Origin of the sequence: Hymenobacter sp. GOD-10R (assembly GCF_035609205.1) — a bacterium.
In the GTDB taxonomy this organism is placed as follows: Bacteria; Bacteroidota; Bacteroidia; order Cytophagales; family Hymenobacteraceae; genus Hymenobacter.
In genome coordinates this window covers 1,149,228-1,171,088 of the sequence record NZ_CP141184.1, presented here as the reverse complement: position 1 = coordinate 1,171,088, position 21,861 = coordinate 1,149,228, and the positions used below count along the sequence as shown (strand labels likewise).

Below are 21,861 nucleotides of genomic sequence, written 5' to 3'. Positions count from 1 at the left end.
AGCGATTAAGCGTCATTGTGTTTTTGTATGATTGACTCCCTGCTTATTACCCCGGCTACTGCAGCCGACATTCCAGCGTTGGTTACGCTGGTTAATAATGCTTACCGCGGCGACGAGTCGCGAAAAGGTTGGACTACCGAAGCGGATTTGTTGGAAGGTATTCGCACGGATGCTGACTCTTTGCAAGAGATGCTAGCTACGCCAGCTGTCACCATCCTGAAGGGCACTGATGCCGAAGGGCAGCTGATTGGATGCGTGTACCTGGAGAAAAAAGCGGATACCCTTTACCTAGGTATGCTATCAGTCAAGCCAGGCTTACAGGCCAAAGGTATTGGCAAGCAGCTGTTGCAAGCTGGGGAAACCTATGCGCAGCAACAGCATTGCCGTACAGTCACGATGACCGTCATTTCGGTGCGGCACGAGCTGATAACCTGGTACGAGCGGCGCGGCTACCGGCTGACGGGTGCTACGGAGCCATTTCCAACTTCGCCGAAATTTGGCATCCCTAACCAGGTACTGACTTTTGTAGTGATGGAGAAACAGCTGTCTTAACTACTTGTGGTATGCTAGCTCCTACTCGTTACTTTCACAATGCAGCCGCCAGCATTTCTTACCATCCGGCGGGATATGTGCAGCTCGATTGGCAACCTACTGTTGTCTCTAGTCAAGAGCTACGAGCCATTTATGAGCACTTGCTTCGAGCCATGAAATACTTCGAAGCATCTAGCCTGATGACAACCCACAACCAACGCCCGCCCATGCCGCAGGACGTGCAGCAATGGTTGGTAGAAACTTGGGTACCACAGGCTATTGCAGAGGTGAATTACGCTCGCTGCGCCATCGTCGAAGCAGAAAAGCCGCTGAGCCGTTTGGCGGCGCGCACAGTAGGCGGCAGTTTAATGCAGCCCCTTACGTATGCTTATTTCACTTCCGTTGACGAGGCCACTGTATGGCTCACCGCCAACTAGCTAAAGTGATTTCATACAAAACAAAGCCCCGGACCTAGCTAGGTTCGGGGCTTTGTTTTGTGCCTAGGCTACCAGCATGCTGCTAGTTAGGAGCTTTGCGAAACAAGGTTAGTACCCTGGATTTTGGGTCAAACCACCGCTGCTATTCAGGTCAATCGACGTCTGCGGAATGGGCAGCAGCAGGTTCTTGTCGGTCAAACCGGTTACGGAGGCTCCATTCAATCGTAGCGTCCGCTCGACCAGCGTACCGGTGCGCACCAGCGTAATGCGGCGCTGCTCCTCCCCAATCAACTCGCGGGCTCGCTCATCTAGAATAAAATTGAGCGTTATCTGGCTAGCCGTCACTTGGGGTGCTTGGGCGCGGGTACGCAGCACGTTGATGCTCGCGGCGGCTTCAGCTAGCTTACCCTGGTTGAACTGAGCTTCGGCCAGCAGCAGGTACGTTTCGCCCAGGCGCATCATTGTGATGTCCTTGATGGTGCCAAAACCAAAGGTGTCACTCGGATCAAACTGGTTCCACTTGGTGGTGTAGGGCGTGATGTTGTAGATGGTATCCGAGCCCGCTAGGCCCGTTACGCGCTTGCCGTACGTAGCGGTTTGGGTTGGGTCATTGTAGTAAAAGCGCCGCTTCAGGTTGTACTTCGAATTGCGCATGTCTTGGGCTGTATACAGGCGGTAGTCGACCCAGTTGCTCAGGCGTAAGCGACCTAGGCCTCGTCCTCCGAGGGAATCGGCTAGCGCCATCCCCTTGATGTTATAGTAAGCAGGCACCCACATGCGACGCTGCTGCGCATTGGTGGTAGCACCAGGCACCAAAAGTTGCTGCTCAACTCCCCAGATAAGCTCCGTATTCCCTTGGTTGCGGCGCTGGTTGCCGATAATAAACATATCGGAGAAGTAGTCGCCCGGCAGCGAAGCACGCACGCCATAGCGAGCCGTGATCAGCTTGTACTGGTTGCTGTTGATAAGGGACTGTAGCACCTGCTCGGCCAGCGCATTCTGCTTGGTCCGCAAGTACACTTCGCCGAGCAACTGCTGCGCCGCGCCCTGTGTGATGCGGCCCGACACAGCTTTGCTCGCATTGAACATGCTTGGAATAGCGGTGGTCAGGTCATTGATGATAAAGGCGTTGACATCCGCAACAGGCGTACGGGTGAAGTCAGTGCGCGGCGAAGTCACGGGCGCATCTACCAGCGGCACATCCCCCCAGAGCGTAACCAAGAAATTATAAGCGTAGGCTCGGAAGAACCTAGCCTCTGCGCTGATGCGGTTTTTGTAGCCCTGGCGCAGGGTAGCAGGTGCCGTAGCCGCGCCCGCAATAATCTGGTTGCAGTTGTTGATGGTGCGATAAGCCCAGCTCCACATCACCGAGGCCGCTTGGTCCTGGGCATTCAGCAATGTGTAGTTATAATAAGGTATCTCGGCGCCCTGCACCTGGCCCGGAATGGCCACGTCGGTGCCCTCCTGCATCATGCCGAGAAGGCCTTGCTCATCGGAACGCGTGTACTGCTCCCGTACCACTGACTGCAAACCAGCCATGGCGGATTCAAACCCTAGCGAGTCAACGAGTACTGTTTGAGGCGTGTAGAGCGAGGCGGGATTTTCTTCCAGGTAATCTTTCTTACACGAGCTCATCAGCTGGGATGCTCCCAGCAAAGCCGTGAATGCTAACGCAAAACGTTTCATATGTAAAGGTGATAAATCGGGTGGGAAGATTAGCGCAAGCCGATGTTGAGGCCAAACACGAAAGACCGCACGGTGGGAAAGTTCGGGTTAACTCCATTGCCTGGACTAAACGAGGTGGGCGCGTTAAGCAGGCTCGTTGGGTTATCGATGTTGCCGGTGCCGTTGCCAATGGTGTACGTCTGCTCGGGGTCCCAGCCAATCCACTTGGTCCAAGTGTAGAGGTTGCGTCCGCTCACGTATACCGACAGGGTACCTAGCTTTAGCTTGTCAACCAGGGCGGCGGGGAAGCTGTAATTGAGCGTTACGTCCTTGAGGCGGGTGAAGCTGCTATTGCTCGGGTAGCTATAGCCACGAGGGTTGATGTAGCTCAGGCTGGGGCGGTCTTGGCTCTTGTTATCGGCCGTCCAATAGCCTACTTCCCGTGGGCTGTTGAGGCGCCCACCTAGGTCTAGGAAGTTCAGGTTAGGGTTGTTCTTCAGCGCACCTTGCACCGTCTGGATGAACACCCGCAGACTTAAGCCTTTGTAGGTAAAGGTGTTGGTGATACCACCCTGCCATTTGGCGTAATTAGTACCTAGGTATTTGCGGTCGAGGGTCGTGATTTTGCCGTCGCCGTTGAGGTCAGCGAATTTCAGGTCGCCGGGCTTGGAGCCGGGGTCCTGGGTGCTGGGGTCTTCCCCTTGCTGCCACACGCCGGTCCGCACGTAGTCGTACACAGCGCCCAACGAACGGCCGATGAAGAGACGGTTGCCAATGTCGTCGGCGCTGGTGTAGCCTAGGCTTAGCAGCTTGTTGCGGTTGCCCGAGGCATTCAGCGTAGTTTCCCAGGTGAAGTTGGAGCCCTGCACGTTAGCCGTGGTCAAGCTCAGTTCCAAGCCTCGGTTTTGCACCGACCCTACGTTGTCCAGAATGGTGCTATAGCCCGAAATGATCGGAATCTGACGGTTCAGCAGCAGATCTTTGGTCTTCGCATTGTAGTACTCCACCGTACCCGTAATGCGGTTTTTCAGGAAGCCGAAGTCGACAGCGTAGTTGGTGCTAGTGGTTTGTTCCCACTTCAGCCGCGTGTTACCGATGCGGTCGGCCCGCAAGCCTGTGGAGGCTACCCCACCGTAAGCGTATTGCAGCAGCGCGTCGCCCGTGATGGTCTGGTAGGGGTTGATGCCCTCATTACCGGTCGTGCCGTACGAAAAGCGCAGCTTGAGCACGCTCACCCGATCCTGGTCTTTCAGGAAATTTTCGTTGGCAATGTTCCACCCTAGGGCCACTGAGGGGAAGATGGCGTACTTGTCAGCATCGACGCCAAACACCGACGAGCCGTCGCGCCGGGCCGTAACCGTGAACAGGTAGCGGCTATCGTAATTGTAGTTGAGGCGCGCCATCTGCGACACCAAGGTCCGCCGCTCGCTGTAGGAGCTGATCGTCGGCGTGTTTGAGCCCGAGCCGATGCTGTTGAAGCCGATTTGGTCGTTGATAAACCCGGTGGCCGTTTCGGTGGTCGTGAAATACCGGTTCTCCTGGGCACTGTAGAGCGCCGTTAGGTCGAAGTGGTGCTTATCGAAACTCTTGTTGTAGAACAGCAGGTTCTCCACCGTGTAGTTCTGGCGCTCATCGTTGATGAGCTGGGCCGTGCCACGCAGGTCACCGAATTGGCGGCCATTGTAGTTGGCGAAGCGGCCGGGCCGGTACGAGTATGTAGCATTCACCCGGTACTTCAGCCCCTCCAGGAAGGTCGGCTCCACTTCGGCGTACCCCGTGCCAGTAAGCTGGTTTACGCGGTCCTGGCGCTGGGTGGTCAGCCCTAGCATGGCGTTCTTCACCAGCTGCTCCGGGGGCTGAGGATAAATCGTGTAAGTGCCGTCGGGGTTATACACGTTACCGTAAGGGCTCAGCACCTGAGCTAGGCTCAAGTCGGCGCGGCCCCCGTCGTCGTTGGAAGTTGAGTAGAACGCCGAAGTACCAACGCGCAGCCAGTCTGTGAGCGTGGCGTCGATGTTCGAGCGCAGGCTAATCCGTTGGAACTGGTAGCCCTTGATGATGCCTTTCTGCTTGAAGTAGTCGCCCGATACGAAGTACTTCACGTTTTCCGTACCGCCCGAAATAGAAGCATTGTGATCTTGAATAGAGCCCTGCTGCTTGATCAGATCCATCCAGTCCGTGGTACGACCTGCATTGTAATTTTCCGTTTCCCCGATGTTAGGCACGGGCGTGAGGTTGATGCCGCGCTGCCGGGTAAACTCCTGCCATTTGGCTGAGAAAGCCGGTCCGTCGAGCGGGTGCAGCTTGTACACCATGGTTTCGGGGCCTGCGTAGCCGTTGTAGCGAATCTGGGGCTTGCCAGTTTTGCCGCGTTTGGTAGTCACCAGGATTACTCCGTTGGAGCCTCGCGTACCGTAGATGGCTGTCGAAGAGGCATCCTTCAGAATGTCGATGGAGGCAATGTCGTTGGGGTTGATGTCGTTCAAGTTGCCCGGAAATGGCACGCCATCTACCACCAAGTAAGGATTGGTACCGGCCGTGATGGAGCGCACGCCCCGCACCTGGATGCTAGGCTGGCTACCCGGCACACTCGACGCAGCCGTGATGTTAACGCCCGCAACGGCTCCTTGCAAGGCTTGGGCTATGTTCGAAACCGGAATGCGTTCCAAGCGGTCTTGCGGCACCGAGGCTACCGAGCCCGTTACGTCGGAACGCTTTTGGGTGCCATAGCCCACCACCACGACTTCGTTCAGGTCTTGCGTGTTCTGGGCTAGCTTGATGGAGAAAGTGGTCTGGGTGCCAACGGGGATTTCCTGCTTCACATAGCCGATAGAGGAAATGACCAGTGTGGGCGTGGGCATATCCGCCGGAATGGTTAGGGTGAAGCGCCCGTTGGCGTCGGTCGTGGTACCTTGAGTACTTCCTTTCAGCACAACCGTGGCGCCAGGCATGCCGTCCCCTTTTTCATCGAGCACAGTGCCGGTAATCGTGCCAGCGGCTAGGTTTACGAACGTGTCGGAGCCAGCGACAACTTTGTTATCGCCTTCTACTCTCGCCGCATAGGCGGCCACAGAGAAGGAGGCTTGCAGAGGCACAAGTGCCCCGCACAAGAGTAAGGTTTTTACCCTCATAGGTAGAGAAATTAACGCCGGCATTTCACCGGACAGGTGGGAAATAGGGAAACAGGTGTGTACTCTTCCTCCGTAGCAAACTCCACTCAGCGACCTCACTTATCAACTGGCAATATCTCGATAAGCATTTCGCTAATGCGCCTGCAATCGTTTGAGTGGATCAAAAGTATAGGGAGCTTATTAGAAAGAACAGGGTACTTTTAGTCAAAAGGCGGGGTAAATTAATCTAAGGTTAAAATCAACCATTTTTTGACTACTAGCAACTTACAGATAAATCACAGTTAGTTTATCTAGCAGCGCAAACCTATGCGGACAGCCGAGACACTTTTTATTACGAAAACGAGCTAGGCGTAAAATACCGGTCTAACAAGCAAGAAAAGCCTGCGCTTCTTACCTTAACGCCCGTTAAACCAAACGGACCTTATGGATACATCTTCCCTTTTCGACCTGACCGGTAAAATTGCGCTAGTCACAGGCTGCAACAAAGGCATTGGGCAAGGCATGGCCCTGGGCCTCGCCGAAGCCGGCGCCGACATCATTGGGGTGTCAGCTTCTCTTGCCCTCGAGGGCAGCGAAACCGAGCAGGCCGTGCAAGCCCTAGGTCGTTCCTTCACCGCGTACCAAGCCGACTTCAGCAAGCGCGACCAAGTCGACGCGTTTATTCAGAAGGTACAGCAGGATTTCCCGCGCATCGATATTCTTATCAATAACGCCGGCACCATCCGTCGAGCACCCGCTGCCGAGCACTCCGACGCCGACTGGGATGAGGTGCTCACCATCAACCTCGACGCGCCTTTCCGCTTAGCCCGCGCCATTGGTGGGCAGATGCTCGCGCAAGGCTCGGGCAAAATCATCTTTACAGCCTCACTGCTCACCTTCCAGGGTGGTATCACGGTGCCGGGCTATGCCGCCAGCAAAGGCGCTATTGGTAGCTTGGTGAAAGCGTTGGCCAACGAGTGGGCTGGCAAGGGGGTGAATGTAAATGGTATTGCTCCCGGCTACATAGCCACCGACAATACCACAGCCCTGCGCAACGACCCCGACCGCAGCCAGAGCATCCTAGGTCGCATTCCCGCCGGACGCTGGGGCACCCCCGACGACTTCAAAGGACCCACGGTTTTCCTAGCTTCTAAAGCCGGCGACTACGTACACGGTACCATCCTGACTGTCGACGGCGGCTGGATGGGTCGCTAAGAAAGGCTGAGAAGTAGGTATTGAAGGCTAAACCGTTCAGACATAAGCAAAGCCATTCAACGCTCAACCGTCAACACTTAACAATCAACACTTCGCTTTATGATTCAATACTATGCCTGTAGCCCGCGCGAAACCGCGGCCATGAACACAGCTGAGCTACGCAGCCACTTTCTGATTGAAACGATGTTTGTACCTGGTGACATTCACTTCGTTTATACACACTACGACCGCATGATGGTAGGTGGAGCGGCTCCCCTTGCGGAGCCAGTAACGCTCCCTTGCCCTGCCGAGCTGCGGGCTAACTTCTTTCTGGAGCGCCGGGAGCTAGGTGCCTTGAACATTGGCGGCGCCGGGCAAATAACCGTTGATGGCCAGACCTACGACCTAGGTACCCAAGACTGTCTTTACATCGGCAAAGGCAGCCGCGAGGTGCAATTCAGCAGCGTTGATGCAGCTAATCCGGCGAAATACTACCTGTTATCAGCCCCGGCGCATAAGGAATACCCAACCACCCGCCGTACGCAAGCTGAGGCAACACCCGTGGAGATGGGCACGTTGGAAACTGCCAACCAGCGCACCATCTACAAGTACATCTACAACGAGGGCATCCCAAGCTGCCAGCTTGTGATGGGCCTCACCCAGTTGAAGCCTGGCAGCGTGTGGAACACCATGCCGAGCCACGTGCACGACCGCCGCATGGAGGCATATCTGTACTTCAACCTGCCCGAAAATCAGCGCGTGCTACACATGATGGGCCAGCCACAAGAGACGCGCCCACTGTGGATCAGCAACGAGCAGGCTATTCTGTCGCCGCCGTGGTCAATTCATACGGGTTGCGGCACAAGTAACTATGCTTTCATCTGGGGCATGGCCGGCGAAAACCTGGAGTACACCGACATGGACCCTGTAGGTATCTACGACCTAAGCTAGGTCTTTTGCAAGAACGACTGTAGCGCGAAACTCCCGTTTCACGCCTCGTCGAACGATATACTCCTGGCACAGCACTAGGCGAGTCGTTCAACGAGGCGCGAAGCAGGAGCTTCGCGCTACAGTCGTTTTTACCAGTCTACTTTCAGCAGCGATACGCCTTGCCGCGGCAGCGTCATGCTTAGCGCTAAAGAACCAGCTTTTACTTGCTGCTTGGTAGGCTTAGCCAATAGCTGAAGCTGACCTGCTTTTTCGAGTGTCGCAATCTGCGCGGCAGTGGGCTGGGCCGGTGAGCCCATCTTCTTCCAGGCTTCGTATGAATTGCTGTGCTCATCATCAATCCGGTAATGCGTCACCGTGACGGCGCCAGTAGGCAGGCCCTGCAAATAGATTTGCACCGGTTCGGCGGGGCTGGTTTGGTTGGCATCGTGATAGTTCCACACCATCACGGTGGCGGTGCGCTGATCTTTCGCTGCGAGGGCACCTAGGTCGGGGCGAGCACGCACGCTAGAGTCGAGCACGGTTTGTAAGGGATACATGCGCGGGCTTTGCACGGCTACGCGGTTGCCTTTCATCATGCCAAACATGCGAAACACATTTAGCACTGGTTTATCGACGCCATTGGTAGCTAGGTCCCGAAAGCCCGCAAACCAGGGCTGATTCTCAAACTCAAAAGACCAGTTCGTCGAGCCAATCAGGTTAGCTTGGTACGCATCCATCAGGGCATATTCGCGAGCCAACGAAGCAGCCGTGTAGCTCGAGTACATCGTGCCGTTGCGGTACGCATTTTCCGGGTTGGTCTTCATGCCGCATGCTGCGCAGCCTTCCGGGTCCGACTCGCCTAGGATGATGGGTAAGTTCTTCAACTGCGGATATTTGGCAATAATCTTCAAGTGCCCATCGATGTTGCGCAACTGCTGGCGCACATCCATCACGACTACGCCATTGACGAGCTTTGGTGCACCTTTAGCGTGAAACAGGATGGCATCCAGGGGCGTCCCTACTTTACCGGTCGCGTAGTTGGTTTCCTCGGTGCAGTGTTTGAGGAAGGCATCTAGGTATTTCTGGGCGCCACCGGTTACGTTGGGTCCGCCGATGCGAGCAGTGGGCAGTGCCCTTTTTACACCATCAGCGGCGTAATCGAAGAGCTTGAAGAAGTCGGCTTGCGAGCCTTTCCAATAAAAACCATCAGGCTCGTTCCATACTTCCCAGTACCAGCTTTCCACTTCCTTCTGGCCGTAGCGCTGCACACAGTGGCGCACCCACTGGTAGGCTAGCTCGCCCCATTTCTGGTAGTCTTTCGGCGGATAAGCCCACCCCGTGATGATGTTCTGGTAAGGTTGGCCGGGCTGCCAGTAGTGTCGGTAAGGCTCCGGGTGTGTCGACATGGCTTCGGGCATAAACCCGATCTGCGCTAGCGGCTTCATGCCGCGCTTCACGTACGTATCGAAGATGCTGTCAACCAGCGCCCAACTGTAGACCGGCCGGCCTTGCGCATCTTCGGTGTACACGTTGGTAGAGCCCCATTTCATGGCGGCCTCGCCGTTACCGGTCGTCAGCAGGTTGTGCGCCCGCACATATACCGGCACGGGGCTGAGCTGGCTGATTTCAGTGAGCAGCTTGCGCCCGTCCTTCATGTAGGTGTAGTTCGGCTCATCATAGCCAAACCACGCCCAAATTGGCTTCATCGGCCCTAGGGGCTGTTGTAAGTTCACCTCAATGCGAGTAGGCGCAGAGCGGGTTGCGGATTGAGCTTGGCCTTGAAAAGAAACAAAAAGAACGAGATACAACAGCACGAGTGGCTGCCGCAGAAAGTAGCTGGTGTTCAGCATCATGGTAGCAGAACGCTTGCTCTATATCTCGGGTGGATGGGAGAAAAGGGCGCCGAATAGCAAGCATTTAAAGCTAGCGTATTCTTTCGTTCCGGCAACCACCTTGGGCACAAAGGCAAACGTTTCCTAGGTCGGTTGTTACCGAGTATCGAGCTGCTGCCTTTGCCTAGCCGCCTTTCTGCGCTACCACCAGCATGTTTTGAGACAAGATAAAGCGCTTATGCCCCGTTTCTGCCATTAGGAGCAACCGGTGCGGCGCTGTTAGTATTCCCCACAGCACCCGCCGGATAAACGACAGCATTCCATGCACGACAGGCTTATCTTCCGAGTACGTGACCTTGGAGAAGCCAACCGTTTTGAGTAGCTGCCGGATAGAGGTCGGCGTGAAAGCTTGCTCGTGCGTTAGGTCGCCGTAGCGGATGCGCATGCCGTAGAGGCCTTCTGCGTTCGGCACGTGGATAATCAGCCGCCCACCTTTGTTCAGCTTGGCGAAAATGCTATCCAATAATTCGAATGCAATTTTTAGCGGCAGGTGCTCCAGAATGTCAATCAGCAACACAACGTCTGCCGCTTCCCGGTCACGGGATAAGAACTCCTCCATGTCACCGCACTGCACTTCCTCCACCCCTAGCTGATGGGCTAGCTCCACCTGCTCCGCCGAAGTATCTACCCCGATCAGGTTATGATAGCCCTGCTTCTTTAAGAAATAGAGGTGTGCGCCGTGTCCGCAACCTAGGTCGATAATGCGTAGGTTTCGGTCAGTTGGGATATACTCCTTGATGAGTTGCGTGATGTAAGGGCCACTGCCGTCGAAGGGCTGCTTGCCGCTTTTTAGTTGATTGACGACAGCGCCACCTGCTTGCTCACTGCTCACGTAAACTTCGTACAATCTGTCTTTGAAATTCATGGGCTCTGCTGGTATGGTAGTAGGATCAGGTACGTGCTTGCAGCTAGCGCAGCCGCAAGCCTAGAACTCGGACGTAAGTAGTAGCTCGCGCAATGCTTGCCTTTGCCGACAAATGCCGCAACAACAGTTCTCGCCACGCTGAGAACGCCAGTAAAAAAGATGTAAATGCGAACCGGCAGGTGTGCGAACGGAGCTTCTACAAGGCTAGCTTCCAGAAATGCTCTGCGAATAGGTGTGCGTTAGATTAGCTCGTTGCTGAAGAACTAGTTTAATCAGCTCAACAGGAAAGGATAAACGCTTACAAGTTTGCTGTTCAAATCACGCTTGATCTGAAACTAGAAAATCCCATGAAGTAGTAACACTTCCTCTACAATAGCGCAAGAGCCGCGAGGAAGCATTTAACATTCCATAGCTATCAGCAATAATACGGCACATTGCTTAGCAAAACGTTAAAAATCAATTAATAACAGATTAAATTCTAGAAAAAAACCACCTGATAACTCAAGTACTACCATCTCTTAGCAGAAACATCGCTCCGCCTAAAAAACAATTCCCCGGAATATTCTAAAAGATATTCCGGGGAATCGATATTAGCTACTTTGGCTTACTGCCTCGCAGTGGCTACTTACTATTAGTTGTAGCCGTGGCCTTTTTTAGCTTTCACATCAGCTACAAATTCCTTCACGCGTTGCTCTTCGGTACGCTTGCAGATGAGCAACACATTGTCGTACTCCGCAATGATGTAGCCATCGAGCCCCTGCACTACTACGAGGCGTTCAGCAGGTGTTTTGATCACGCACTCGCACGTGTCGTAGAGGATTACATCGCCATCCACGACGTTGTTGCACTCGTCTGGGCGACCAATGCGGTGTAGCGAGTCCCAGGTACCTAGGTCGCTCCACCCGAAGTCGGCAGGCAGCACAAACACGTTATCGGCTTTCTCCATGATGCCGTAATCAATGCTGATGTTGCGGCAGCGCGTGTAAGCCTGCGTGATAAACTCTTCCTCCTGCGGCGTGCCCAGCTGCGACAAGCCATCATCGAACACCTCAGAAATGTCGCTCAGGTAGTTATGGAAAGCCTGTACAATCACATCGGCACGCCACACGAACAAGCCCGAGTTCCAGAGGAAGTCGCCGCTTTCTACGAACATCTTTGCTAGCTCGAGATTAGGCTTTTCGGTAAAGGTTTTCACCTTTTTCAGCCCACCGGGCATGCCGCTGTCATCTTGGTCGAGGTACTGAATGTAGCCGTATCCCGTGTCAGGACGGGCGGGTTTGATCCCGAGGGTAATCAGCACTTCGTGGGTACGCGCGGCGTCTACAGCTCGGTTAATCATGCTGCGGAATTCCTCTTCGCGTAGTACGGCGTGGTCGGCAGGCGTCACTATGATAACCGCTTTGGGGTCGCGCTGCATGATGCGGTAGCTCGCGTACGCAATGCAAGGAGCTGTATTACGGCCAATAGGCTCGCCTAGAATTTGATCGAGCGGTAACTCAGGGAGATGCTGGTGTACCAAGTCCGTGTAGTCACGGTTTGTCACTACAAATACATTTTCGGGCGGACACACGCCTTGAAAACGGTCAACGGTGAGCTGCAACATTGAGCGTCCCACGCCCATCACATCGTGAAATTGCTTGGGATGATTGGTACGGCTGAAGGGCCAAAAGCGGCTACCAATGCCGCCCGCCATTACGACGAGGTAGGTGTTCTGTTCCATAGTTCTAAAGAGGTCAATGACCAACAGTCATGCAAAGCCTTATGTCTTAAAGAAAGCAAATATGCTATATTTCCCATTGATAATGCAGTTATCCCTACATTATCTTTTGTGTTTTGACAACAACACATTGGATTGCAAGCAGGCAAACTAGGAGGTTTTTGCGGGCAATCCAAGTTATACCAGCCCCTCCCGCAACAGATCGTGTAGGTGAATAAAGCCGCTAAAGTGCCCATTCTCAGTTACAATGAGCTGCGTAATATTGCGGTGTTGCATGCGGGTGAGAGCTTCAACCGCAAAATCGTCTAGGTCAATTGTGGCAGGAGTAGACGTCATGATATCGCTGGCACGTACATCATCGAGGCGGGCAAAGTTGGTGAGCATCCGTCGTAAATCGCCATCGGTGATGATGCCTAGGAGCGCATCGTCATCGGGGTCGAGCACGGCAGTTGCCCCTAGGCGCTTACCCGATATCTCGAGAATAACCTCCTTCAAGGGAGCCTCCACTGACACTCGCGGCTTTTCGTTCTGCCGGCTCAAGTCACCTACTTTCAAGTAAAGTTTCTTGCCTAGGGTCCCCCCTGGATGTAAGTGCGCAAAATCGGCGCTGCTGAACTGCCGGGCTTCCAGCAAGCACACGGCCAAGGCATCCCCGAGAGCAAGCGCGGCCGTGGTGCTTGTGGTCGGAGCTAGGTCGTGTGGGCAGGCTTCGCGCTCTATGGGCGCGTGCAGCACATAATCGGCTTGCGTAGCTAGGTAGGAGCCTGCGTTGGAAACCAATGCCGCCAGCAGCACGCCTTTGCGACGCAGCAGAGGCACCAGCACTTTTATTTCGGCCGTATCGCCGCTTTTGCTAATCGCAATGACGAAGTCCTCCGGCTGAATCATGCCTAGGTCACCGTGAATGGCGTCGGCAGCGTGCATAAACAGAGCAGGTGTGCCCGTGGAGTTCAGCGTGGCCACCATCTTACCAGCAATATGGGCGCTTTTGCCCACGCCCGTTACTACCACGCGGCCCCGCAAAGCCAGAATAGCCTCTACACATTGTGCAAAATCTTGGGTCTGCTCTATAGCGGTAGCCACATTGCGAATTGCTTCGGCCTCTTGCAGAAGCACTTTTTTTGCAACGGAGTTGATATCGTTCTGCTGTTTCAATCTAAATTTGATATCGATTAGCGGGTAAGAAGACCCAAAAAGGTGGTATAAATTTCAATACAGCCTTCTGCCTTTTTACCTGCTCATCAGTATTCACTACCGTTAAAATTCCTAGATTGAGAATTCAACCATATATGGTTGCGACTCTCTTCTACAACCCAATTGAGTAAGCGAGGATGTCTACGCCAGCCGTAAAAAATGCCGTTATGCCAACGGCTGATCTGAAAGGCAAGTTAAAGGAAGTTTTTGGGTACGGCCAGTTCCGGGGCACCCAGGAGGCCGTGATTCAGAATGTTATCGAGGGCAACAACACCTTCGTCATCATGCCCACTGGCGCGGGTAAGTCGCTGTGCTACCAGCTACCAGCGCTCGTATTGCCCGGCACGGCCATCGTGATTTCGCCCCTGATTGCCCTGATGAAAAACCAGGTCGACCAGCTCAATGCGTTTGGAGTGAATGCTCAGTTTTTGAACTCGACCTTGTCGAAATCGGAAACAAACAAGGTAAAGAAGGACGTGATTAGCGGCGAGGTAAAGCTGCTTTATGTGGCGCCTGAATCCTTGACTAAGGATGAAACCATCGACTTCCTGCAAAAAGCTAGCATCTCGTTCGTTGCCATCGACGAGGCGCACTGCATTTCGGAATGGGGCCATGACTTCCGCCCCGAGTACCGCAAGATCCGCGGCATCATCGACAACATCGGGCCCAACGTGCCTATTATTGCGCTTACCGCCACGGCCACGCCCAAAGTGCAGCTGGATATCCAGAAGAACCTGCAAATGGACGATGCTTCGGTTTTTAAAACTTCTTTCAATCGAACCAACCTCTACTACGAAGTTCGCCCTAAGCACAACACCAAAAAGCAGCTGATTCAGTACGTGAAGCAGCACAAGAACAAGGCTGGTATTGTGTATTGCTTGAGCCGTAAGAAGGTTGAGGAAATTGCGGAGCTGCTGCGGGTCAATGATGTGAAGGCCCTGCCCTACCACGCTGGCCTCGACCCGCACGTGCGCATGGCCAACCAAGACGCCTTCCTGAACGAAGAAGCCGACGTGATTGTGGCCACCATTGCTTTTGGCATGGGCATCGATAAACCCGATGTACGCTTTGTGGTACACTACGACACCCCCAAAAGCATTGAAGGCTACTACCAGGAAACCGGCCGCGGCGGCCGCGACGGCCTAGAAGGCAACTGCCTAATGTTCTACAGCTACGACGACATCGTGAAGCTGGAGAAGTTCAACAAGGACAAGCCCGTAACTGAGCGCGACAATGGCAAGCTGCTGCTGCAGGAAATGGCTAATTACGCCGATTCAGCCGTGTGCCGCCGCAAACAGTTGCTTCACTACTTCGGAGAGATATTCGAAAAAGATTGTGGCTTCTGCGACAACTGCCGGCACCCTAAAGAGCGTTTTGAAGGCAAAGAAGAAGTACTGCTAGCCTTGAAAGCCGTCGTGCAGACGGAGGAGCGCTTCGGCCTCGATCATATCGGTACGGTGCTGATGGGCATGAACAACGCCCACGTGGAAAGCTACGGCCACAACAGCTTGCCCGTATACGGCAAAGGCAAAGACCACGACGCGCAATTTTGGCACTCGCTCCTGCGCCAAGCACTACTCAATGGCTTCTTAGAGAAAGACATCGAGAACTTCGGCGTAGTAAAAATCTCGCAGAAGGGTCTCGACTTCATTGAGGCGCCCCACTCTATCAAGCTCACCAAAGACCACAACTTCGACGAAGAGGTGCAGCAGGAGCAAGAGCAAGAAGAGGTGCAACAAGCCGCCGGCCACGACGAGACGCTATTTGAGATGTTGAAGGCGCTGCGCAAGAAGATTGCCCAGCAAAAAAGCCTGCCCCCCTACGTGCTGTTCCAGGACCCCTCACTAAAGGAAATGGCCACCACCTTCCCCACGAAGATGGACGACCTTTCTCACATCGGAGGCGTGGGGCAAGGCAAAGCGCAGAAATTTGGCGTCCCCTTCCTCGCCCTGATTCAGAAGTACGTGGAGGAAAACGACATTGTCACGGCCGCCGATGTGGTGGTAAAGTCGGCCGTCAACAAGTCGAAAATCAAGATCTACATCATTCAGCAGATCGATAAGAAGATGGACTTAGAGGAAATTGCTTCTTCCAAGGGCATCGACATGCGCGAGCTGATCGAAGAAATTGAGCACATCTGCTACTCCGGCACCAAGCTTAACCTCGATTATTACATCGACGGCGTACTGGACGAAGAGCGTCAAGAGGAAATCTACGACTACTTCATGCAGGCGACAACCGACAACATTGCGGTAGCCCTGAAGGAGCTAGGTCCAGATGACTTCACGGAGGAAGATATTCGTTTGATGCGCATCAAGTTCTTGAGTGAAGTAGCCAACTAAGAAGTTACCCTAGCTTTGCTAGTGAAACCGCCATGCTGCATTGAGCCGGCATGGCGGTTTTATTTTAGTCTTTTTAACGATGTTGATCTGCATGAAACGCTTGGCAATTATCGGCGCGGGTGAGCTAGGTCAGCAAATAGCGCAACACGTAACGCAAATTGGCGCTTACCAAGTAGCAGGTTTCTTTGACGACAGCATAGCCGTTGGCAGAGTAACACAGCATGGCCTCGTGCTAGGTCCTATACATTCCGCACGGACAGCCTTTGAACAAGGTGTTTTTGACGAGTTACTGCTAGGCATCGGCTACAAGCACATAGCAGCCCGGCAACGCCTGTATGAAGAGCTAGCGGCACATATTGTTTTTGGGCGCTTTGTTCACCCTTCGACCTATGTCGATCCAAGCGCTACCCTAGGTGCCGGCGTATTTATTTCACCAGGTTGCGTGCTCGATTTGAACGTGACGTTGGAGGCTAACACGTTTCTGTATGCAAACTGCCTTATTAGCCACGATTCGCTGATTGGGGCCCATTCTTTCTTAGCGCCGGGCGTGCGCTTGGCTGGCCGCGTGCAGATAGCCTCGCGCTGTTTCTTAGGTATCGGTACGACCATTATCGACAACTGCACCCTAGGCCCTGACGTGCGTACGGGCGGCGGCACGGTCGTTACGCGTGACTTGCTAGAAGCCGGGATATACGTTGGCGCGCCAGCCCGCAAACTCTAGCCTCATCGTTCAGTCGAGCACCTGACGCTCAACGAAGTTGGGGCGGCGCGTCGTCTTCAGATTGATGCGGTGAATATACTCGCCCAAAATGCCCATGCCGAGCAGCAGCAGCCCCACGCCAAAGCCGATCGAAATGATCAGCGATGGAAAGCCCGACAAAAAATCATTGTACAGGAATTTACGCACCAGCACGTAGATGGAATAAGCGCTAGTGAGTAGAAACACGACCACCGACGTGATAGACAGCAATCGAATGGGTAAGTCGGAGAACGTAGCAAATATGTTGATGGAGTGAGCAACCAGTTTTCCAACGGTATAAGCGCTCTTTCCGACCGCTCGCTCTTGGTGCTCCACCGGCACGCTGGCTACGTGGTTGGTTACCCAGGTCAGGTAGCCGTCGAGGAAGGTGTAGGAATTGCGCATCATCAGGCAATGCTGCGCCACCTCCATTTTTATCAGGCGAAAAGCCGAATAATCAGGATGCAAATCCGGAATGCCTAAGCGTAGCAAGCGCCGCATCGTCCGCGATGTACTGTTGCGAAAGGCAGAGTGTTGCAACGTCTCGTATTTACCATATACTACGTCGTAGTCGGCCTCTGCTTGGCGTTCCAGCAGGCGCGCTATATCAGTAGGGCGGTGTTGCAAGTCCTCATCCATGGTGATGATGAAGCGGCCACATACGTGCCTAAAACCACAAAGCAAAGCATTGTGCTGCCCAAAATTGCGCGACAGTTGCACTGCCTTAATCACGTCGGCACCTAGCTCAGCACGCAAAGTCTGAATCACTTGCCACGAATTATCGGGGCCACCGTCGCACACGAAGATGATTTCAAAGGAACGACCTAGCTCCTGAAAGAACGCCTGTATTTGTAGAGTGAGCGAACGTAATGTTGCTTCTCCTTGGTACACTGGAACCACCACCGAGTATTCAGGCATGGTTGTGCAGGTTAGGACGGTTCTTTAAAAACGTAGAGGCTTCCTCTCCTTCGTTGAAAAGTAAATCAACAATGGACACACCGTGCGCGAAAGGAGGACTATGTAGCTGCCGGTAGACAGGATAACCTTCGTAATTCATCCAGCTCAACGTGATGTTTGCCTCGGCAAATTGCGCTTCATCGAGGTAGTTCCTGGCAGCCGGACCGGTAAGGTACTCCGTACCACTGGCAGCTTGCACCAAGCGCACGAGGCGTTCTGTTTTGTCCAGCCCAGTCGGTAGACTATAGTCGGTCGACCAGGAAAGCTTCGTCTGAATTCCTAACACTTGGCAAATCATCCGAACAAAGGCAGCATTTATTTCCGACAAGTAAACAGTTGTCAAACCCGCGTATAGTTCTTCGAACTGCTCTTTATGCACGTGAAAGTTTGCGGCGCGGGCATAAGTCTGCGCCAACGTGCGCCAGTGTTTCATCGCCCACTTCCGGTCAGATACTATTGTTTCGTCTATCCGTTGGGTTTCTCGCTCCTGCTGCACCACCGGAATCGTAAGCCAAGCTAAGCCCTGCGCCGTTTTGATGTAGTTCCGATTGCGCCAATCCCGCCTAGTATACTGCACTTCGTCGTAGAAGATGAATTCATCGACGCTGCCAATGATATCAAAATATCCCTTCCACGGAATGTAGTTCGATTGTAGAATGGCAACTTTCTTGGTGGGCAAAGCAGGCATTGACGAGCAGCGTGACGAAAGGCACCTTGGTAAGTCCTCAAAGTAAACGACAAAAGCTAGCTGATTAATAAAACAAAACCCGCGGTTTGCTGCCGCGGGTTTTGAATGATCGTGACTTAGCTTGGAAGCTAGGTGCTACTCAGAATTGCAATATGCCTAGCAATACTCGTCGAAAGCACCCTGCAAGTTGTTGGCGATGCGCATCATGTCGTTGCCTTCAATGTGGTAACGCTCAATCATGTGCACTAGCTCGCCATCTTTGAATAGCGCAATGCTAGGTGACGAGGGAGGATAAGGTAGCATATGCTCGCGAGCCTTCGCCACAGCTTCCGTTTCCATGCCAGCAAAAACCGTTACGAGCTTCGCTGGCTTCTTCTCGGAACTAGCTAGGGCTAGCTTTAACGCGGGGCGTGCTTTGCCCGCCGCACAACCGCATACAGAGTTAACAGCAACGAGAACGGTGCCGCTTTGCTCATTTAGGGCGTTGTCGACTTCTTCAGGAGTCATGAGTTGCTCGAAACCGGCTTCAACCAAGTCTTGCCGGATGGGCGCTACCATATATTCAGGATAGGTGGCCATAATGAGGTGCAAACTTTAAAGTGAGAAAAGTGCAGTACACAAAGATACTGCATTCATCCTACTAAACCGGTGACCCTAGCATACGGTTCCGAAAACATTCATGTGTTAAAATATTTATAAGACAAATACTATTTAATAATTATATAATTAATATACTTAAACATTAAGTAGTTATTCTAAGAAGTGCTCGTTCAGCTGACGATTGGCGCTTCTCAGCTTTTGTGACTTTTCATGCTACCTTTTCTCAGATTAAAACTGCTCATTCTTCTTTTATGGGTTAGCACACAGTGGTCAGCACAGGCGCAATCTTCTCACGTTGTTGCTTTGCTAAACAGCACTCAGCGAGCTACTCCTCATCAGCAGCGTACGGCTTCTTCCCTTCTTGCTAGTCTGCGTATTGATCGTAGTTCCCCAATAGCAGGTGACCTGCAACGCTTGTACGCCGCGAGGACAGCAAGCCTAACAGCGCACACTGCTACCCAACAGTTGCCGGCTGCTTACCCGCTGCTCCAACTCAACACGGATGCTTCTACAGTACTAGTACGTATCACGGCGCGCGACATCGAGGGCTTATTACCGGCCTTACAAGCACGCGGGTTTGTTGTGCAGTCTGCTTGGCCGGCGCTGCATTTTGTAGATGGCTTCCTCCCTATTGCCGAGCTAGATGCCTCTTCGGGTGGCTTGGCACATCTTACGAAGCTAGGTCTTCTGGGAGTACGAGCCTCTTACCGGCCCTTCAACAACACTGGTCGAGTAACCAGCGAAGCCGACCACGTACTTGAAACGGAACGCGTACGCGCTACTCAACCGGGCCGTTACACCGGCCGTGGTATTCGGGTCGGGGTAATGAGTGATTCTTTTAATGCCCTAGGTGGAGCTGCTGCTGACATTGCCTCCGGCGACTTACCAGCGGCGGGAGTACAGGTACTTCAGGACTTGCTACCTACTACGCCTGGCGCTTCCGATGAAGGACGGGCCATGTGCCAGCTCATTTATGACTTAGCACCAGGAGCGCAACCAGTATTTAGCAGCGTTTTTCTAGGTGAGGGAGATTTCGCAACTCAAATTCGACGCCTAGCTAGCCCAAGCCAAGGAAACTGTAAAATTCTTACCGACGACATCCGCTACTATGAAGAACCCTTTTTTCAGGATGGAGTCATTGCGCAGGCTATCAATGAAGTAGTCACCCAACGGGGCGTCGCCTACTTCTCCTCCGCCGGCAACTACGGCAGCCAGAGTTATGAGAATACGGAACCAGTCTTTGTACCGGTAGGCACGCAAGGCAGCGCCCAGCTCAATTTTAACCCTAGTGGTACCGACCTCACCCAAGCCTTTACTATCTCGCACGGGGAGGACGTACTGCTAACGTTACAATGGGCCGATCCTTTTTACACGGTAGCAGGCGTCAAAACCGACCTAGATGTGTACCTAGTATCTTCGAAAGGCGACACCGTAACACTGGCAAACGACAACAACATCGGTTTGCAAACGCCTTCCGAGCTTCTTTCCTTCACCAACGACACAGCTCGCACGCACACTACTAGCTTCAATCTCAGTATTGTGCGCTTCAGGGGCACTGCCAACCCAACCCGCCTGAAGTATATCAACGCAGGCTCGGCATCAGCCACAGAATGGCTCACGGCTAGCGGCACCGTGGTAGGCCACGCCGCTGCTGCGCAGGCACAAGCCGTAGCAGCAGTAGGCTATTACGATCAGCGCACCGTTCAATCGTACTCTTCCAAAGGCTCACCCACCATCTTATTTGGACCTACAGGCACGCTGCTTCCTGCCCCAGAAGTGCGAACCAAGCCCGATATTGCGGCCATAGATGGCGTGAATAACACCTTTTTCGGCTCATCCGCCAACGATTTAGAAGAGGACGGATTTCCGAACTTTTTCGGTACCTCGGCGGCAGCACCACACGCAGCAGCGGCAGGGGCCTTGCTTCGCCAAGCCGAGCCTGACCTTACCCCTGCTCAGGTGTATGAGCGCTTCCGCAACACGGCCCGCGACCTAGGCTCCGCGGGTACTGATGATCGTTCGGGTGCTGGGTTGCTCAATGCATATGCTGCACTCTACGGTAACGTGGTTAGCACTCCGGTACCGATTACCCAGAATTTCGAAAGTGGAGCATTAAGCCCATTCTGGGCAACAAATAATGATTTAGCAGGCCGTGCGCAGATTCGCTTGGACGAAGGTCTGCCTACTAGCAAAACATATTTGGTCTTAAGTGCTGGCACCAATCAGTATTTTTCTCGGCTGTTTTCTAGCTCCAGCGAAGCCATCTTTTACATCAACGCGGCTAGCACTACAGGTACTATTTTGCTGACGTTCCGCGAAAAGGAATTTGAAAACGAAACGGACGATGTATTGCCAGCGCACTTCACAGGTTCCCACAACGGTGACGGGGTCGCTTTGAGCGTAGATGGTGGCAAGAACTGGTACCGCTTGGCCGACCTGACAGGAGCTAACTCCACGACGACCTACCATGATTTTGCTCTCAACCTAACGCAGTTCGCCCAAACGCGAGGCCTAACGCTTGGTAGCGATGTGCGCATAAAATTTCAGCAATACGGCAGTGGCCGCCCGGAGGCACCGGTAGCGGCCCAGCAAGGTGGCATTGCCTTCGATGACGTATCGGTTGCGGTTGTGTTAGGATTAAAGAGCAACGCCGATGCTATTGGTTTGCAGGCTTGGCCTAACCCTGTACGCCAAGGGACATCGCTCCAGTTAGCTATGCCCACTCAAGTAGGACCTGCAACGCTGACGCTGGTCGATGGGCTAGGTCGGATAGTATGGCGGGAAAGCGTCTCCCTGCCTGGAATGCCTAGGTTCCACACGATACCTACCTCGATCAACAGGGGCCTGTATACGCTTCTCTACCAAGCCAATAATGGCACGAGCGCCGCACGGCGTATCTTGGTAGAATAATCCGTTGTTTAACTTTCATCTTTCGAGTAAAGGGGCTGGGTATTTCGATACTCAGCCCCATCTTTTTATATTTCGGAATCTGTTTTGCTC

16 protein-coding genes are annotated in these 21,861 nt (G+C 53.5%); 7 read left to right on the top strand and 9 right to left on the bottom strand.

Annotated features, from left to right (window positions below):
- Positions 1-27: 27 nt before the first annotated feature.
- Both SD425_RS04875 and SD425_RS04870 read left to right on the top strand, forming a co-directional pair.
- Positions 28-552, top strand: a complete 525-nt coding sequence (locus SD425_RS04875) for a GNAT family N-acetyltransferase (protein ID WP_324675990.1) — start codon at positions 28-30, stop codon at positions 550-552.
- Positions 553-563: 11 nt separating this feature from the next.
- A complete protein-coding gene (locus tag SD425_RS04870; protein WP_324675988.1) occupies positions 564-968 on the top strand; it encodes a hypothetical protein in 405 nt (134 codons plus the stop codon).
- Positions 969-1,076: 108 nt separating this feature from the next.
- On the opposite strand, the gene SD425_RS04865 is transcribed toward SD425_RS04870, so the two are convergent.
- Both SD425_RS04865 and SD425_RS04860 read right to left on the bottom strand, forming a co-directional pair.
- On the bottom strand, positions 1,077-2,654 hold the full coding sequence (locus SD425_RS04865; protein ID WP_324675986.1) for a RagB/SusD family nutrient uptake outer membrane protein: 1,578 nt from the start codon (positions 2,652-2,654) through the stop codon (positions 1,077-1,079).
- Between the two features lie 29 nt (positions 2,655-2,683).
- Positions 2,684-5,728 carry a TonB-dependent receptor gene (locus SD425_RS04860; RefSeq protein ID WP_324675984.1) on the bottom strand — a complete coding sequence of 1,015 codons (3,045 nt, stop codon included), beginning with the start codon at positions 5,726-5,728 and terminating at the stop codon, positions 2,684-2,686.
- 459 nt (positions 5,729-6,187) lie between these two features.
- On the opposite strand from SD425_RS04860, the gene kduD reads away from it, so the two are divergent.
- Both kduD and kduI read left to right on the top strand, forming a co-directional pair.
- Entirely contained in the window at positions 6,188-6,958 is a 771-nt protein-coding gene (kduD, locus tag SD425_RS04855; RefSeq protein WP_324675982.1) for a 2-dehydro-3-deoxy-D-gluconate 5-dehydrogenase KduD, read from the top strand.
- 99 nt (positions 6,959-7,057) lie between these two features.
- The gene (gene kduI / locus SD425_RS04850) at positions 7,058-7,888 is read left to right on the top strand and encodes a 5-dehydro-4-deoxy-D-glucuronate isomerase (protein ID WP_324675980.1); all 831 of its coding nucleotides are present in this window, start codon (positions 7,058-7,060) and stop codon (positions 7,886-7,888) included.
- Between the two features lie 128 nt (positions 7,889-8,016).
- On the opposite strand, the gene SD425_RS04845 is transcribed toward kduI, so the two are convergent.
- The 4 genes from SD425_RS04845 to SD425_RS04830 all read right to left on the bottom strand — a co-directional run bounded on the left by SD425_RS04845 (position 8,017) and on the right by SD425_RS04830 (position 13,496).
- A complete protein-coding gene (locus SD425_RS04845; RefSeq protein ID WP_416381023.1) occupies positions 8,017-9,720 on the bottom strand; it encodes a GH39 family glycosyl hydrolase in 1,704 nt (567 codons plus the stop codon).
- A 163-nt stretch (positions 9,721-9,883) separates the two neighbouring features.
- A complete protein-coding gene (locus tag SD425_RS04840; RefSeq protein WP_324675978.1) occupies positions 9,884-10,624 on the bottom strand; it encodes a class I SAM-dependent methyltransferase in 741 nt (246 codons plus the stop codon).
- Between the two features lie 631 nt (positions 10,625-11,255).
- On the bottom strand, positions 11,256-12,344 hold the full coding sequence (locus SD425_RS04835) for a mannose-1-phosphate guanylyltransferase (RefSeq protein WP_324675976.1): 1,089 nt from the start codon (positions 12,342-12,344) through the stop codon (positions 11,256-11,258).
- A 174-nt stretch (positions 12,345-12,518) separates the two neighbouring features.
- Positions 12,519-13,496, bottom strand: coding sequence for a KpsF/GutQ family sugar-phosphate isomerase (locus SD425_RS04830; RefSeq protein ID WP_416381022.1), 978 nt, complete (start codon positions 13,494-13,496; stop codon positions 12,519-12,521).
- A 176-nt stretch (positions 13,497-13,672) separates the two neighbouring features.
- Here SD425_RS04830 and recQ point away from each other — a divergent pair, with 176 nt between their 5' ends.
- Both recQ and SD425_RS04820 read left to right on the top strand, forming a co-directional pair.
- Positions 13,673-15,877: a DNA helicase RecQ gene (gene recQ / locus SD425_RS04825; protein ID WP_324675974.1), complete on the top strand. Its 2,205-nt coding sequence runs from the start codon at positions 13,673-13,675 to the stop codon at positions 15,875-15,877.
- A 91-nt stretch (positions 15,878-15,968) separates the two neighbouring features.
- Positions 15,969-16,598, top strand: coding sequence for an acetyltransferase (locus SD425_RS04820; protein ID WP_324675972.1), 630 nt, complete (start codon positions 15,969-15,971; stop codon positions 16,596-16,598).
- Positions 16,599-16,607: 9 nt separating this feature from the next.
- Here SD425_RS04820 and SD425_RS04815 read toward each other — a convergent pair whose 3' ends face one another.
- The 3 genes from SD425_RS04815 to SD425_RS04805 all read right to left on the bottom strand — a co-directional run bounded on the left by SD425_RS04815 (position 16,608) and on the right by SD425_RS04805 (position 18,840).
- Entirely contained in the window at positions 16,608-17,534 is a 927-nt protein-coding gene (locus tag SD425_RS04815; protein ID WP_324675969.1) for a glycosyltransferase family 2 protein, read from the bottom strand.
- Entirely contained in the window at positions 17,527-18,261 is a 735-nt protein-coding gene (locus tag SD425_RS04810; RefSeq protein WP_324675967.1) for a WbqC family protein, read from the bottom strand. The genes SD425_RS04815 and SD425_RS04810 overlap by 8 nt, the downstream gene beginning before the upstream one ends.
- Positions 18,262-18,417: 156 nt before the next feature.
- Positions 18,418-18,840: a BrxA/BrxB family bacilliredoxin gene (locus tag SD425_RS04805; RefSeq protein WP_324675965.1), complete on the bottom strand. Its 423-nt coding sequence runs from the start codon at positions 18,838-18,840 to the stop codon at positions 18,418-18,420.
- Between the two features lie 486 nt (positions 18,841-19,326).
- On the opposite strand from SD425_RS04805, the gene SD425_RS04800 reads away from it, so the two are divergent.
- A complete protein-coding gene (locus tag SD425_RS04800) occupies positions 19,327-21,771 on the top strand; it encodes a S8 family peptidase (RefSeq protein ID WP_324675963.1) in 2,445 nt (814 codons plus the stop codon).
- The last annotated feature ends 90 nt before the right edge of the window (positions 21,772-21,861 follow it).